Source organism: Streptomyces herbicida (assembly GCF_032656585.1).
GTDB classification, from domain to species: domain Bacteria; phylum Actinomycetota; class Actinomycetes; order Streptomycetales; family Streptomycetaceae; genus Streptomyces; species Streptomyces herbicida.
Window position 1 is genome coordinate 376,848 of record NZ_JAUYWJ010000004.1, and the last position, 15,151, is coordinate 391,998.

10 protein-coding genes are annotated in these 15,151 nt (G+C 72.8%); 6 read left to right on the forward strand and 4 right to left on the reverse strand.

Features of this window, described 5'->3' with window-relative positions:
• Positions 1–16 precede the first annotated feature (16 nt).
• Positions 17–1,480, reverse strand: coding sequence for an amidase (locus Q8A52_RS11405; RefSeq protein ID WP_316750701.1), 1,464 nt, complete (start codon positions 1,478–1,480; stop codon positions 17–19).
• A gap of 555 nt (positions 1,481–2,035) precedes the next feature.
• Between Q8A52_RS11405 and Q8A52_RS11410 the strand changes: the two genes are divergently transcribed.
• From Q8A52_RS11410 to Q8A52_RS11425, 4 genes are all read left to right on the forward strand, one after another.
• A complete protein-coding gene (locus Q8A52_RS11410) occupies positions 2,036–6,139 on the forward strand; it encodes a bifunctional nitrate reductase/sulfite reductase flavoprotein subunit alpha (RefSeq protein ID WP_316750703.1) in 4,104 nt (1,367 codons plus the stop codon).
• A 317-nt stretch (positions 6,140–6,456) separates the two neighbouring features.
• The gene (locus Q8A52_RS11415; protein WP_316750704.1) at positions 6,457–8,568 is read left to right on the forward strand and encodes a xanthine dehydrogenase family protein molybdopterin-binding subunit; all 2,112 of its coding nucleotides are present in this window, start codon (positions 6,457–6,459) and stop codon (positions 8,566–8,568) included.
• Between the two features lie 31 nt (positions 8,569–8,599).
• The gene (locus tag Q8A52_RS11420; protein WP_316750706.1) at positions 8,600–9,070 is read left to right on the forward strand and encodes a (2Fe-2S)-binding protein; all 471 of its coding nucleotides are present in this window, start codon (positions 8,600–8,602) and stop codon (positions 9,068–9,070) included.
• A 551-nt stretch (positions 9,071–9,621) separates the two neighbouring features.
• A complete protein-coding gene (locus tag Q8A52_RS11425; protein ID WP_316750708.1) occupies positions 9,622–10,503 on the forward strand; it encodes an LLM class F420-dependent oxidoreductase in 882 nt (293 codons plus the stop codon).
• Between the two features lie 65 nt (positions 10,504–10,568).
• Here Q8A52_RS11425 and Q8A52_RS11430 read toward each other — a convergent pair whose 3' ends face one another.
• Positions 10,569–11,126 carry an NADPH-dependent FMN reductase gene (locus tag Q8A52_RS11430; protein WP_316750710.1) on the reverse strand — a complete coding sequence of 186 codons (558 nt, stop codon included), beginning with the start codon at positions 11,124–11,126 and terminating at the stop codon, positions 10,569–10,571.
• Positions 11,127–11,226: 100 nt separating this feature from the next.
• On the opposite strand from Q8A52_RS11430, the gene Q8A52_RS11435 reads away from it, so the two are divergent.
• Positions 11,227–11,910, forward strand: a complete 684-nt coding sequence (locus Q8A52_RS11435; RefSeq protein ID WP_316750712.1) for a TetR/AcrR family transcriptional regulator — start codon at positions 11,227–11,229, stop codon at positions 11,908–11,910.
• Positions 11,911–11,991: 81 nt separating this feature from the next.
• On the opposite strand, the gene Q8A52_RS11440 is transcribed toward Q8A52_RS11435, so the two are convergent.
• The gene (locus Q8A52_RS11440) at positions 11,992–13,128 is read right to left on the reverse strand and encodes an FAD-dependent oxidoreductase (protein ID WP_316750714.1); all 1,137 of its coding nucleotides are present in this window, start codon (positions 13,126–13,128) and stop codon (positions 11,992–11,994) included.
• A gap of 20 nt (positions 13,129–13,148) precedes the next feature.
• On the reverse strand, positions 13,149–13,832 hold the full coding sequence (locus Q8A52_RS11445; RefSeq protein WP_316750716.1) for a TetR/AcrR family transcriptional regulator: 684 nt from the start codon (positions 13,830–13,832) through the stop codon (positions 13,149–13,151).
• Positions 13,833–13,975: 143 nt separating this feature from the next.
• Here Q8A52_RS11445 and Q8A52_RS11450 point away from each other — a divergent pair, with 143 nt between their 5' ends.
• Positions 13,976–15,022, forward strand: a complete 1,047-nt coding sequence (locus tag Q8A52_RS11450; RefSeq protein ID WP_316751030.1) for a LacI family DNA-binding transcriptional regulator — start codon at positions 13,976–13,978, stop codon at positions 15,020–15,022.
• The last annotated feature ends 129 nt before the right edge of the window (positions 15,023–15,151 follow it).

Here is a 15,151-nt window from a genome sequence, read left to right on the forward strand (position 1 = left end):
GATTCGGTGCGTATCGTCACGCGGCTTGCGGTGCGGCCGCGGTCGGCTCCGGCGGCCACAGTTCGTGCCAGCGCAGCTCCGCCTCCAGCTGGGCGGCGACGGAGATGAGCAGGCCCTCGCTGTTCGCCGGGCCGAGGAGCTGAGCGCCGACCGGAAGCCCCCCAAGGTCTCGGCCTCGCTCGACCAGGGAGGTGCCCCCACCGTCGACGAACCCGGCGGGGACGTTGACGCCGGGCCAGCCCAGGACGTTCCACGGCCAGGCGTACGGGCAGGCCGCGATCATGGCGCGGTCGGTGGCCAGACCGCTGAGCTTCAGCATCGAGCCGATGCGGGGCGGGGGAGCGGCCGTGGTCGGGGCGAGGATCAGGTCGTACGTCCCGAAGAAGGCGCCGATGCGCCGGTGCAGCGTCGCCTCCGCGCGCCGGGCCGCGCGCAGCGGGGCCCCGCCGAGCAGCCGGCCCAGGCGGGCGGCGCCCCGGGTGCGGCGGTCCAGCAGCGCGGGGTCGGGTGTGTCGCGGACGTGCTCGGCGATGCCGACCGTGGCGCGCGGTACGAAGGTCAGCCCGATCTGGCCGTAGGGCGGGTCGGCCTCCTCGACGGTGTGCCCCAACGCGGCGAGTTTTTCGGCGAGTTCGAGGACCCTGGCCCGCACCTCCGGCTGGAGGCGGGCGGGCACCGCGGTGAACGGCGGCTTCAGCGACAGCGCGATGCGCAGCCGCCCGGGGTCCCGGCCGACCGCGTCCGAGGCCGTCAGCGCGGGCGGCTGGTGCGGGTCCCGGTCGTGGTTGCCGCTGGCCGCGTCGAGGAGCAGTGCCGCGTCGGCCACGGTCCGCGCCAGGGTGCCGTTGACCGTGATGCCCTGGAAGGCCTCGCCGCGCGGCCAGGTGGAGATGCGGCCGCGCTGCGGCTTGATGCCGATCAGGTGGGTCCAGGAGGCCGGGATCCGTACCGAACCCGCGCCGTCGGAGCCGAGTGCGGCCGGGACGAGCCCCGCGGCGACCGCCGCCGCCGAACCGCCGGAGGAGCCGCCCGGGCTGTGGTCCGGGTGCCAGGGATTGCGGGTGTCGCCGAACGCGGGCCCCTCGGTGAACGGCCACTGTCCGAGCTCACAGGTGTTCGTCTTGCCGACGATCACGGCTCCGGCCGCGCGCAGCCGCCGTACCGCCTCGCCGTCCTCGGCCACCGGCGGGAAGTCGCCCGGGCAGCCGAACGCCGTCGGCTCGCCGGCGACGTCCATGTCGTCCTTCACCGCCACCGGCACGCCGAGCAGTGGGCCGCGCGCACCCGTGGCCAACGCCCGGTCGGCGGCGTCCGCTTCGGCGAGCGCCGCCTCGCTGCGTACGATGCGGAAGGCGTTCAGGGAGCCCTGAGTGGCCTCGATGCGGGCGAGGGCCTGCTCGACCAGCCGGCGGGAGGTCACCTCCCCCGCGGCCAGTGCGCGGGCGGACTCGGCCAGGCCTTGGGCACGGTCGAGCGTCATTGCGGGACCACCTCCGGAGCACGTTGTCTACCGGAGAGTAACGTCGGAACGGCCGGCGCAGTACAGGTTTCGCACAGGTGACCGCGAGCCGTGTCGAAAGCATTGACGTGCACCTGCCTCCATTCCGCTTCCTGCTCGACTTCTCGAACTCCCTCCGCCGAGCCGGGCGCCCGTGTCGCCGCCCGTCCCCTCACCGGCCGTGTCGCGGTCGTCACCGGCGCCTCCAGCGGCATCGGCGAGGCGTCGAGGCGGGACTGGCAGGGCACCCGGCCGAGGCCGCGTCCCGCCCGGCCCGGTCAAGGCATGGAAGAACGACGCCGCGAGCTCGCCGATTTCCTGCGCACCCGCCACGCCCGGATCACCCGCGACCAGGCGGGACTGCTGGACGGAGCCCGGCGGCGGCCCCGCTCACACCCGCCCTCCGGGGCCTGTGCGGCGGGCTTAACTCCCGATGATCGGCCGAGGTGATCTCGACGTAATCAGCGGTACGTACGTTGGCCCTGTACGAACCGGCCCGATCGCCAGGGACCCGACCACCAGGGAGAGGAGGCGCCCGTGGCCGCGCCCGATCCGCGGACCGACGGCAACTCGACGGTGCGGACGGTCTGTTCGTACTGCGGCGTGGGCTGCGGCATGGTCCTCGACGTCGGACGGGCGCCGGACGGCCGCCGTACGGTGCTCAAGGCCTCCGGGGACAAGGAGCACCCGGCGAACTTCGGGCGGCTGTGCACCAAGGGCGCCACCACGGCCGACATGCTGTCCGCCCCCGGGCGGCTGACCACGGCCCTCCTGCGGCCCGAGCGGGGTGAGGAGCCGGTCCCCGCTCCCGTGGACACGGCGATCCACGAGACCGCGCAGCGGCTGCGGGCGATTATCGACTGGCACGGTCCGGACGCCGTCGCCTTCTACGTCTCCGGGCAGATGAGCCTGGAAGCGCAATACCTCGCCAACAAGCTCGCCAAGGGATTCATCCGCACCAACCAGATCGAGTCGAACTCCCGGCTGTGCATGGCGAGCGCCGGCACCGGCTACAAGCTCTCGCTCGGCGCGGACGGTCCGCCCGGCTCGTACCAGGACCTCGACAGGGCGGACGTCTTCCTCGTCATCGGCTCGAACATGGCCGACTGCCACCCCATCCTCTTCCTGCGCATGATGGACCGGGTGAAGTCGGCCGGCGCCAAGCTGATCGTCGTCGACCCGCGCCGCACCGCAACGGCCGCGAAGGCGGACCTCTTCCTGCAGCTCAGGCCCGGCACCGACCTCGCCCTGCTGAACGGCCTTCTGCACCTCCTGCACGAGAACGGCCACACCGACCCCGATTTCATCGCCGCTCACACCGAGGGCTGGGAGGCGATGCCCGGGTTCCTCGCCGACTACCCGCCCGCCACCGTCGCCGAACTCACCGGCATCCCCGAGGCCGATCTGCGCGAAGCCGCACGGCTGATCGGCGAGGCGGGGGAGTGGACCAGCTGCTGGACGATGGGCCTCAACCAGTCCACGCACGGCACCTGGAACACCAACGCGCTCATCAATCTCCACCTCGCCACCGGTGCGATCTGCCGCCCGGGCAGCGGCCCCTTCTCCCTGACCGGCCAGCCCAACGCGATGGGCGGGCGGGAAATGGGTTACATGGGCCCGGGGCTGCCCGGGCAGCGGTCCGTGCTCGTCGACGACGAGCGCGCCTTCGTCGAGGAGCTGTGGGAGCTGCCGCCCGGCACGATCCGCGCGGACGGCGTCGGCAAGGGCACCGTCGAGATGTTCCGGAAGATGGCCGACGGGGACATCAAGGCCTGCTGGATCATCTGCACCAACCCGGTCGCCTCCGTCGCCAACCGCAAGACGGTCATCGAGGGCCTGGAGGCCGCCGAGTTCGTCGTCACCCAGGACGTCTTCACCGACACCGAGACCAACGAGTACGCCGATGTCGTACTGCCCGGTGCGCTGTGGACCGAGACCGAGGGCGTCCTCGTCAACAGCGAACGCAACCTCACCCTCGCCCGGCCCGCGGCCGACCCGCCCGGCGACGCCATGGCGGACTGGCGGATCATCGCGGCCGTCGCCCGTGCGATGGGCTACGAGCAAGGGTTCTCGTACGACAGCGCCGAGCAGATCTTCGAGGAGATCAAGCGCGCCCGGAACCCGAAAACCGGCTACGACCTGCAGGGCGTCACCTACGAGCGACTGCGCTCCACCCCGGTCCAGTGGCCCGCGCCGACCCCCGACGGGCCCGACCGCAACCCCGTCCGGTACATCGGCCCGGACGGCTCCCTCACCTTCCCGACCGCCACCGGCCGGGCCGTCTTCCACCCCCGCCCGCACCTCCCGCCCGCCGAGATGCCGGACGACGACTACCCGTACGTCCTCAACACCGGCCGCCTCCAGCACCAGTGGCACACCCTGACCAAGACGGCGAAGGTGGCCAAGCTCAACAAGCTCAACCCCGGGCCCTTCGTGGAACTGCACCCCGAGGACGCGGCCCGGCTCGGCATCGAGGACGGCGACTCGGTGGAGGTCGCGTCCCGGCGTGGCAGGGCCGTGCTGCCCGCGGTCGTCACCGACCGGGTACGGCCCGGCTGCTGCTTCGCGCCCTTCCACTGGAACGACCTGTTCGGTGAGTACCTGAGCGTCAACGCGGTGACCAGCGATGCCGTCGACCCGCTGTCCTTCCAGCCGGAGCTGAAGGTGTGCGCGGTGTCGCTGACCAAGGTGTCCACACCGGTCGCCGTGCAGACCCCGGAGGCGACGCAGACCCCGGCAGCGGTACAGACCCCGGCAGCGGTACGGCCGGCCCTCACCCCGACCGCCGTGCAGCCCTCGGCCGCCGCCGTCTTCGGCCTCGACCCCACGCCCCCGCCGGTCCTGACCGAACGCGAACGGCAGTATCTGGTCGGCTTCCTCGCCGGCATCCCCGCGGGCGCCCCCGGCGTGCCCGTACTGCCGCCGGACGCCCCGTTCGGTCCCGAGCACGCGCTGTGGGTGAACGGCACCCTCGCCGGCATGTACTCCCGCACCGCCGCCGCCCCGGCCGCCGAACAGGCCGCCGGCCGCCGGGTAGTGATCCTCTGGGCGTCCCAGACCGGAAACGCCGAGGACTTCGCCGCCGCCACCGCCGAGCGGCTCACCGCCGAGGGCCACACCTCGTCCCTCGTCGCCATGGACGAGGCCGACCCGGGCGCCCTGCCCTCCGACGCCGACCTGCTGCTCATCACCAGCACCTTCGGCGACGGCGACGCCCCCGACAACGGCGCCGGCTTCTGGGACACCCTCACCGCGCCCGGTGTCGGCCGCCTCGAGGGGCGCCGCTATGCGGTGCTCGCGCTCGGCGACTCGTCGTACGACGACTTCTGCGGCCACGGCCGGCGTCTGGACCGGCGCATGGACGAGCTCGGAGCGGTACGCCTCGCGCCGCGCACGGACTGCGAACCGGACTACGAGAAGGCCGCACACGGCTGGCTCGACCAGGTGCTCACCGCCCTCACCGGCACGCCGGGACCGGCGCCGGCGTCGGCACCGGCCTCGGTGACCGCCCGCCCCAAGCGCCCCGCCCCGGTCACCGCGCGCCTCATGGGCAACCGGCTGCTGAGCCTGCCCGGCGCGGGAAAGGAGGTGCGCCGGTTCACCTTCGACACCCGGGACAGCGAGGTGCCGCTCGTCTACGAAGCGGGCGACGCCCTCGGCGTACGACCGCTCAACTCCCCGGATCTGGTGGGGGAGTGGCTGACCGTCACCGGTCTGGACGCGCACACGGCCGTCGAGGTCGACGGCGTCGGTGAGATCGCCTTCGGCGAGGCGCTCCTGCGCCATCTCGACATCACCCGGATCACCCCGGAGCTGCTGCGCTTCGTCGCCGAACGAGCCCGCGACCCACGCGAGTTGAGAAAACTGCTGCGCCCGGACAACAAGGGCGAACTGGCGCAGTGGTCCTGGGGCCGGCAGGCGGTCGACGTGGTCGCCGAGTTCGGTGTCCGGGCGGACGCCGGGGCCTGGGCCGGAACCCTCGGACGGCTGCAGCCCCGCCTCTACTCCATCTCCTCCAGCCCACTGACCGACCCCCACGTGGTGTCGCTGACGGTCTCCGTCGTGCGGTACGAGAACCTGCACGGCCGCCCCCGGCAGGGCGTCTGCTCCCCGTTCCTCGCCGACGCCGGGACGGACACGTCCGTGCCGGTGCACGTCCAGCGCTCGCCGCACTTCCGGCCGCCCGCCGACCCGGCGACCCCCATGGTGATGATCGGCCCCGGCACCGGTGTCGCTCCGTTCCTCGGTTTCCTGGAGGAGCGCCGGGCCCGCGGCCACCGCGCCCCCAACTGGCTGTTCTTCGGCGAGCAGCACCGGGCCACCGACTTCTACTACGAGGAGGAGCTGACCGACTTCCTGGCCGACGGCACCCTGGACCGCCTCGACACCGCCTTCTCCCGGGACCAGCGGGCCAAGGTCTATGTGCAGGACCGGATGCGCGAACACGGCCCCCTGCTCTGGTCCTGGCTCCGCGACGGCGCCCGCTTCTACGTGTGCGGCGACGCCTCCCGCATGGCCAAGGACGTGGACCGCGCACTCAGGGACATCGCAGTGGTGCACGGCGGGCTGACGGAGGAGGAGGCGATTGCCTACGTCAAACAGCTCGGCACCGAGCGGCGGTATGTCCGGGACGTCTACTGACCTCGCGCCAAGCGGCGCGTCCAGCGTGCCCACCGAGGAGCCGTTGCCCTGGTTCCTGCGCACTGCCGTCGGCCGTGACCTGTCCCGCGGTCCGGGCGGCGGCGGCCCAGGAGCGGGGGGCGGACCGTCGGGCATCACGTTCACCCCGGCCCGGTCTTCGAGGAGACCGGGCTTCGGCACGCAACCGAGGGCGCGGTCGGTCCCTCATATCTGTCGAGACGAGTCGTGACGCACCGACAATCGACAGGAGCCCTCGTTTGGACGCCAACGAGTCCCCGCGGCCCCGTCAGGCCGACGGGTTGTCCCGGCGGAGATTCATGGTCTACACAGTGGCGGCGACCACTCTGACCGTCGCCGCCCCGCTCGGCTGCGACACACCGTCCGCGGAAGGTGCCGAACCCACCGCGGAGGGCGCGCACCGGGCCTCCGCCGTCCTGGTGACCGGCACCGACGAGGAGATGCTGGTCCTGGAGGTCACCGCGGCGAACAGGATCGTCGTACGGCTGCCGCGCCTCGAGGTCGGCCAGGGCATCACCACCGCGGTCGCCATGATGATCGCCGAGGAGCTGGACGCCCGCCTGGCCGATGTCTCCATCCCGCTCGCCGACGCCCGGACCAAGGGCAACCAGTACACCGGCGGCTCGAGTTCGGTCAGTTCGCTGTACGGACCGGCCCGGCAGCTCGCCGCCACCGCGCGCGCCAGACTGGTGACCGCGGCCGCCCGGCGATGGCATCTGCCCGCGCGGCTGCTGCGCACCCGGGACACCATGGTCGTCGCGCCGGACGGGCGCACCGCCACCTTCGGGTCGCTCACCGAGAGCGCCGCGCGCATCCGCCGCCCGGCCGTGCCCGACCGGCCCAAGCCGGCCTCCCGGCACCGGGTGATCGGACGGCCGGCGAACCGGATCGACGCCCGGGACATCGTCACCGGCCGGGCCGAGTACGCGGGCGACCTGTCGGCGGCCGGAGCAAAGCCGACCGTGGTGGCCCGGCCGCCGACGGTCAGGGGGAAGCTCGTCTCGGTCGACGACGCCGCGGCCCGGGCCATGCCGGGGGTCCTCGCCGTGGTCAAGGCGGCCGGTGGGGTCGCCGTCGTCGCGGAGACCTTCCACCATGCCCTCAAGGCCCGGGACGCGTTGCGCATCACCTGGGCCCCGGGCCCGCTCGCCCCGCTCTCGGACGCGGGCATCCGCACCCGGCTCAAGGGCGCGGTCCCCCGGCTCTCCACCCCGCCGCACGGATCGACGCAGGTCCAGGGCGAGTTCGAGTTCGCCTTCGTCAGCCATGCCCCGATGGAGGTGCTGACCGCGGTGGCCGATGTACGCGCCGACCGTGCGGAGTTCTGGTTCTCCTCGCAGACACCGATGGACGCCCGGGACACGCTGGCCGGCCTGATCCGGCTGCCGAAGTCCAAGGTCCGGGTCCATGTGATGCGCGGCGGCGGCTCGTTCGGGCGGCGGCTGGACTTCGACGCCGCGATCGAGGCGGCCCTGATCTCCAAGGCGGCCCGCCGCCCGGTGAAGCTGATGTGGACCCGCAACGACGACATCCGGCACGGCCGGATGCGTCCGGCCAGCCACCACCGTATCCGGGCCAGCGTCGCGGGCGGCCGGGTGGTGGCCTTCGAGCACGCGATGGCCTCGGTGGGCGAGTCGTCCGAGGGCAAGGGGCTGACCGCGCAGGGCGGGGCGGCCCCCACCGCGCTCGTCACCCGTCGTACGCCCGCGGCCGGCCCGTCGCCCAGCGACAGCGGCCTGTACAACTTCGGCCGGGTGTCCGGGAATTCGGGCGGGATCGAGCTGCCCATTCCGCTGGGAGCCTGGCGGTCGGTGGACTCCGGCACGATGCGGACCGCGGAGGAGATCGTGGTCGACGAGATCGCCCGCAGTCTGGGCAAGGACCCGATTGCGTTCCGGCGCACCACGCTCCGGAGCAAGGCGGTGAAGGCCGTGCTCGACAAGGTGGCGGCCGCCGGGCACTGGGGCCGCTCCATGCCGGCCGGCACGGCCCAGGGCGTCGCCGTCCACGAGGAGTACGGCTCCTGCGTGGCCTGCCTCGCCGAGATCGACGCCACCGATCCGAAGCATCCCAGGGTGACCAAGGTGGTGATGGCCGCGGACGTCGGGACCGCCGTCAACCCGCGTGGTCTGGAGGCCCAGCTCATGGGTACCGCGATGGACGGCATCTCCACCGTGCTCCAGGCCGGTCTCCACATCGACCGGGGCGCCGTTCGCGAGGGCAGCTTCGCCGACTTCCGCTATGCCCGCCAGGCGCAGGCCCCGCTGCACTTCGAGGCGCATGTCATGCCCTCCCACGGGGAGCCGGGCGGGGCCGGTGAACTCGGTGTGCCGGCCGCTTCCGGCGCCGTCGCCAACGCCTACGCCCGGGCGACGGGCACCAAGCCCCGTCGCTTCCCCCTCAACTTCTGATCAGCCGCCGATCAACTCCGAGAAGGCTCCGATGCGTTCGTACTCCTTCGTTCTCAACGGGAAACCGGTCACCGTGGAGGCGCCCGCCGACATGCCGCTGCTGTGGGTCCTGCGCGACATGCTCGGGGTCACCGGCCCCAAGTACGGCTGCGGGGTGGGCGTCTGCCGCGCCTGCACCAGCCACCTCGACGGCGCGGAGATCCAGCCCTGCGTCGTACCGGTCGCGGACTGCGCGGACCGCAGCGTCACCACGATCGAGGGCCTGGCCGACGGTGACACCCTCCACCCCGTCCAACAGGCCTGGATCGACTGTGACGTGGCGCAGTGCGGCTTCTGCCAGCCGGGACAGATCATGGCCGCGGCGGCCCTGCTGAAGAAGACACCCCAGCCGACGGACGCCGACATCGACCGCATCGAGAACGTCTGCCGCTGCGGCACGTACTTCCGAATCCGGGAAGCGATCAAGAAGGCGGCGGCCGCCGGCCCACCGAAGGATCACTGACTCCGGACGCGCACGAGCCGCATGCCGCGGGCCGGTCGGTTTCGCCACCGGCGGGTCGGCCGTCGCAGGCGTGACGCCTGCCCGCCGTTGGCCTGGCCGGCTGCCGTGGGCAGTTGCGCTCACCGCGTCAGCAGTCTGTCGGAGCCCGTCCAGGTGGGACACGTCCGTGACGCCGGCCGGGGCGGCGTACGGCGACACGTCCGGGCCGCCCCACCGCTGCCCGAGCGGTGCGGTCCAGCCGGTCTCGTGGGCCGTCCGGTCCGGGAGCCGTGCCTCGGGCCCATCAGGAGCTGCCGGTCAGCCGCGGCTGCTTGCGGTTCCTGAGGAAGCGGGGCCGACGCCGCGGTGAGGCCACCTCCCGTGCTCGCGCCCCCTGTGCGGAACCTGCCCGGCTCCGCCCGGCCTCGCAGCCGTACCAGCTCATGACGAAGGCACCGCGGCGGCAGCGCTCGCGCCCGGCTCGAGGATCGCTGAAGGGCCTTCGCCCGGACAGTCCTCCAAGTCCTAATCTCGCTCCTGTCGTTGAGGGCCCGGGCGGAACGGAGACGGACATGCGGGTGGGCGTGCACATCAACCGGTTCAACCATTCCGAGGGTGCTCCCGCGCTCCCTGCCGAACTGGCCGCGGCGGGCAGCGCGGCCGAGGCGGCGGGCGTGAGCTGGCTCTCGGTGATGGACCACTACTTCCAGATGGAGATCAACGGCGGCGCCGAGGACCCCATGCTGGAGGCCTACACGACCCTCGGCTACCTGGCGGGCCAGACCTCGACCGTTCGTCTGGGCGCGCTGGTCACCGGGGTGACGTACCGTCACCCCGGCCTGCTCGCCAAGATCGTCACCACCCTCGACGTCCTGTCCGGCGGCCGCGCCACGCTGGGCATCGGAGCGGCCTGGTACGACCGTGAGCACCATGGGCTCGGCGTGCCGTACCCGCCGCTCGCGGAGCGCTTCGAGCGGCTCGAGGAGACCCTGCGGATCTGCCTGCAGATGTGGGACCCGGAGAACGACGGCCCGTTCGAGGGGGAGTACTACCGGCTCGCCGAGACGCTGTGCGTGCCGGGCCCGGTCAGCGCCCCGCATCCGGAGATCATGATCGGCGGCACGGGAGAGAAGAAGACGCTGCGTCTGGTCGCCCAGTACGCGGACGCCTGCAACCTGATCGCCACGTCCCCGGAGCAGCTCCGGCACAAGCTCGAGGTGCTGCGCGGGCACTGCGACGCCCTCGGCCGCGACTACGACGCGATCCGCAAGACCATCGGCTACATGGGCGAGTCGGCCACCGCCGAGGACCTCGACGCGTTCCTGACCGACATCAGCGGCTACACCAAGCTCGGCATCGACACCGTCGTCCTCTTCCCGTTCCTGGGCGAGCCCGCCGGATGGATCGAGCGCTTCGCCGCCCCGGTGGTCGAGCGGCTGGCCGAGCTGGAGTGAGGGGGATGCGGCAGGGGCCGGAGCTCCGGGAGCTCCGGCCCCTGCGGGACTCGCGACGACCCGGCTCAGGCAGCCGCGCCCACGTTGCCGTGCAGCCGCGCCACGACGTCGGTCAGAGCCGCGGCGACCTCGGCGTCGTCGGCCGGGTGGGTCTCGGCGAAGCGGGTCAGCGAGCCGGGGATGGACAGCTTGACGTCCTCGAGCACCTTGCCGCCGGCGATGCCCACGGCCTTGCGGGCCTCGTCCTGGGCCCACACACCGCCGTACTGGCCGAAGGCGGTGCCGACCACGGCGACCGGCTTTCCGCCGAAGGCGCCGGCGCCGTACGGACGGGACAGCCAGTCGATGGCGTTCTTCAGGACGGCCGGGATGGTGCCGTTGTACTCGGGGGAGAAGAGCAGGAACGCGTCTGCGGCCTGCGCGGCCTCACGCAGCCTGACGGCGGCCTCGGGGACGCGGCCCTCGACGTCGATGTCCTCGTTGTAGAAGGGGATGTCGGCCAGGCCCTCGAACAGAGCGATCTCGGCGCCCTCGGGAGCGTGCTTGACGGCGGCCTCGGCGAGCTGGCGGTTGGTCGAACCGGCGCGAAGGCTGCCGACGAGCGCGAGGATACGGACAGACATGGCGTACTCCAGGGGGCTGAAACAGTGCGGTTACGATCCGGACCGGGGTCCGTTTATCGTTGTAGCACCCTAACCGGACCACGGTCCAGTTTTGTTCCCGGTGCTTTACGCTGTCGTCATGTCCAGCGCTCTGCCGCCTTTCCCGAAGCAGCCCCAGGAGCCCTTCGACACGCCCCAACTGCTGGAGGTCGGCTTGGGGCCCGATGAGCCGTGCCTGCGCGCCGACGCGGCCCGCAACCGCGCCCGGCTGCTGGAGGCCGCCGCCCGGCTGATCGCCGAGCACGGGGTGGCCGGGGTCACGATGGAGGCCGTGGCCGCGGCCGCCGACGTGGGCAAGGGGACCGTCTTCCGGCGCTTCGGCGACCGCACCGGCCTGCTGACGGCGCTGCTCGACCACTCGTCGCGGCAGCTGCAGGCCGACTTCCTCGGCGGGCCGCCGCCGCTGGGTCCCGGGGCGCCTCCGGTCGAGCGGCTGCGCGCGTTCGGCATCGCGGTGCTGTACCGCGCGGCGGAACAGCTGGACCTGCAACTGGCCGCCCAACCGGAGGCGACCCGTCGCTTCTCCCACCCCTCGGTGCAGGCGCTGCGCACGCACGTCACGATGCTGCTGCGGCAGATCCTGCCGGACGCCGACTGCGAGCTCCTCTCGCAGACGCTGCTGGCGTATCTGGACCCGGCCCTGATCAACCATCTGAACAGGCAGTGCGGGATGCCCATGGAGCGGCTGGAGGCCGGCTGGACCGACCTCGTCGCCCGGGTGACCGGCACGGAGCCGCCCGCGTGACCGGTACGGAGCCGCCCGGCTGACCGGTATCGAGCCGCACGGTCGAGCCCGGTCGGTCGAGCCCGGTCGGTCGAGCCCGGTTCACCCGAGCCCGGCGAACTGCTCCAGCAGACCGCGCGGCGCGTCCTCCCGGAACAGCAGCACCGCGCCGCGGGCCGAGTCGGCCGCGGATGCCTCGCTGCGCGGGAACAGCCTCTCCTCGTACGCGGCCAGCGCGGCCTCGACGTCACCCGGGTGCGCGGCGATCGCCAGGCCCAGTTCCGCCCCGTCGAGCAGGGCGAGGTTGGCGCCCTCGCCCGCGAACGGCGACATCAGATGGGCGGCGTCACCGAGCAGCGTGACACCGGGGACCCGGTCCCAGCGGTGCCCGACCGGAAGGGCGTGGATCCGTCGCGGCACCAGTGCGCCGTCCGCGTCCGCGACCAGCGCCCGCAGACGCTCGTCCCAGTCCGCGAAGTGTTCCAGGACGGCCGACTTGGCCCCCTCGGTGTCGTCGAAGTCGATGCCGTCCAGCCACTCCTCGGGGGCCTTCAGGGCGACGTACACATGCAGGCTGCCGTCGCTCTCGCGGTGGGCGAGGAAGCCGCGTCCCGCGTCGAGCGCGAACAGCATGCCGCCGCCGACCACCTCCGCGCTCACCGGATGACGGGTGTCCGCCTCCAGCAGGTCCGCCTCGACGAACGACACGCCCATGTAAGCGGGTTGGCCGGCGGAGAGCAGCGGGCGGATGCGCGACCAGGCGCCGTCGGCGCCGATCAGCAGGTCCGTGGTGAAGCGCCCGCCGTCCGCGAGATTCACCTCGTGCCGGCCGTCGCCGAGCGGGCGGGCCCCGGTGACCTTCGTGCCCCAGCGGACCGTGCCCTCGGGCAGGGACCGCAGCAGCAGGCCGCGCAGGTCGCCGCGGTCGATCTCCGGCCGGCCGCCGGTGCCGTCGTCGGACTCGTCCAGGTGGACCACGGCGCTCTTGTCGAGGATCCTCATCTGCTGTCCGCCCGAGTGGACGAGCGTCAGGAACTCCTCGTGCAGGCCGGCGGCGCGCAGCGCCTCCTGGCCGGAGTCGTCGTGGATGTCGAGCATGCCGCCCTGGGTGCGGGCGGCGGGGGAGTCCTCCAGGTCGAAGACCGCCGCCTCGATGCCGTGCACATGCAGGACACGGGCGAGGGCGAGCCCGCCGAGACCGGCGCCGACGACGGCCATGGGGTGGTGGGCGATGGGCATAGTGGCCTCCTGGGAGATGGTCAGTCGGGTACGGCGGTCCGCTCGATGCCGTGGATCAGTGCCTGGAACGCCCACGACAGGCGGGCCTCGGGCGTCCCCGACACCAGCTCGCCGGCGGTGGCGGCGATGTGCGGATGGGTCTGCTCGGAGGCGTTGCCCAGCGCTCGGGCCAGGGCGTCCCAGTCGCCGCGCGCGGTGGGCGAGGCGTCCTGTCCGGCGTGCTCGGCGGCGGTCGCCGTGGCGTGCTGGAGCAGCAGGTCCACGCCCCACGCGGCCCGGGCGGACGGCACGCCGCCCTCGTCGAGCAGCGCCAGCATGGTCTCGATGAGGTCGAGGTAGTGCGGGCCGCTCGGGCGGGCCGTCAGTGCGGAACGGGCGAGGCTGGGGTGCTCGAGGAGCATCCCGGTGTACGCGGTGAGCACCCGCTCCAGGCGCTCCCGCCAGGTGCCGTCGGCCGGGGCGGGCCCCACCGTGCCGAGCAGCTCGTCCAGTACGGCCGCGTGCAGTTCGTCGGTGTTGCGCACGTAGACGTACAGCGATGCCGGGCCGGTGTCGAGCTCCTGTGCCAGGCGCCGCATGGTGACCTTCTGCAGTCCTTCGGCACGGAGCACGGCGACCGCGGCGGCCACGATTCCCTCCCGGGTCAGGGCGGGCTTGGCCGGGCGCTCCCGGCGGCTGCGGGGGGTGTCGGGTCGGGCTGTCATGCCCTCACGATAACGAACATGTTCGTCGCGAACAAGCTCGTAACGAACATGTTCGTCACAGCACGCGCCCGTTGTGCGCCCGCTTTGGTGCAACTGTGAACCACGTTCCCCCGCCGCTCCCGTCGCTCGGCGTCTCTGCCAAGATGCGGTACGTCATGGTGCAGATACCGAACACGCCCTCGTCCGCGTCGCCCGCACCGCGCTCCGTCCCCACGAGCGCCGATGTGGCCCGCCTGGCCGGCGTCTCGCGCGCGACCGTCTCCTACGTCCTCAACAACACCAGTGCCGTACGGATCAGCGAGCCCACGCGCCGCCGCGTCCATGAGGCCGCGAAGGAACTCGGGTACGTGCCGCACGCGGCCGCCCGCAGCCTGCGCGCCGGGCACAGCCGCATGGTCCTGATACCCGCCCCGACCATCCCGGTGGGCCCGCTCTACGGCCAGTTCCTCAATGAGCTCCAGTGGGCCCTCGGCCGCCTCGACTACACGGTCGTCCAGTACGGCACGGTAGGACTGCAGGGTGACGAAGCGGCCCGCGCCTGGGCCGAGTTGCGACCGGTCGCCGTCCTGGTGCCCGGCGCCGGACTCGGCCCCCAGGGAGTCGCCGTCCTCAAACGCGCCGGCGCCCGCGCGGTGGTCACCCTCGGCCCCGAGGGCGTCGAGGGGGCCCATGCCCTGCTGATGGACCACGACGGCGTCGGCCACTGCGCCGGCGTCCATCTGTATGCCCGCGGCCGGCGCCGCATCGGCGTGGTCGTCCCGGAGGAACCCGGCCTGGAGGCCTTCTCCCGGCCTCGCCTCAAGGGCCTGCGCGATGCCCTGCACGGCACGGACGCCACGGTGACCGAACTGCCCCTCGCCTACGACGAGCGGGCCGCCGCCGAACTCGCCGCCCGTTGGCGGCACTTCGGTCTGGACTCGGTGTTCGCGTACAACGACGAGTACGCGATGCTGCTGATGCGGGCCCTGCAGGACGAGGACGTCCGCATCCCCGAGGACACGGCCGTCATCGGCGCCGACGACCTGATGCTCGGGCGGCTGCTGCGGCCCCGGCTCAGCACCGTCCACATCGAACTGCCGTCCGGCCGCGACCTGGCCGAACTGGTCGACCGCGCGGTACGCAACCCCGGCGCGGCACCCGAGACGCACAAGGTCCTGGGGGCATCGATGATCCACCGGGACTCCAGCTGACGGCGGCCGCCGCCGTGCCCCTGACAGTCAGCGCAGCGCGCTGATCCCGCCCACCCGTTCCGTGCACGACGAGGCGTGGCGTCGTCCCCTTTCCGGCCGTGACCCGCCCGGCCGTGACCCTTCCAGGGG

Excerpts from the sequence above, each read along its gene's own strand:
- Q8A52_RS11405 (WP_316750701.1), bottom strand. The coding sequence starts at position 1,480 with ATGACGCTCGACCGTGCCCAAGGCCTGGCCGAGTCCGCCCGCGCACTG.
- Q8A52_RS11415 (WP_316750704.1), top strand. The coding sequence starts at position 6,457 with ATGGTCTACACAGTGGCGGCGACCACTCTGACCGTCGCCGCCCCGCTC.
- Q8A52_RS11420 (WP_316750706.1), top strand. The coding sequence starts at position 8,600 with ATGCGTTCGTACTCCTTCGTTCTCAACGGGAAACCGGTCACCGTGGAG.
- Q8A52_RS11425 (WP_316750708.1), top strand. The coding sequence starts at position 9,622 with ATGCGGGTGGGCGTGCACATCAACCGGTTCAACCATTCCGAGGGTGCT.
- Q8A52_RS11430 (WP_316750710.1), bottom strand. The coding sequence starts at position 11,126 with ATGTCTGTCCGTATCCTCGCGCTCGTCGGCAGCCTTCGCGCCGGTTCG.
- Q8A52_RS11440 (WP_316750714.1), bottom strand. The coding sequence starts at position 13,128 with ATGCCCATCGCCCACCACCCCATGGCCGTCGTCGGCGCCGGTCTCGGC.
- Q8A52_RS11445 (WP_316750716.1), bottom strand. The coding sequence starts at position 13,832 with ATGACAGCCCGACCCGACACCCCCCGCAGCCGCCGGGAGCGCCCGGCC.
- Q8A52_RS11450 (WP_316751030.1), top strand. The coding sequence starts at position 13,976 with ATGCGGTACGTCATGGTGCAGATACCGAACACGCCCTCGTCCGCGTCG.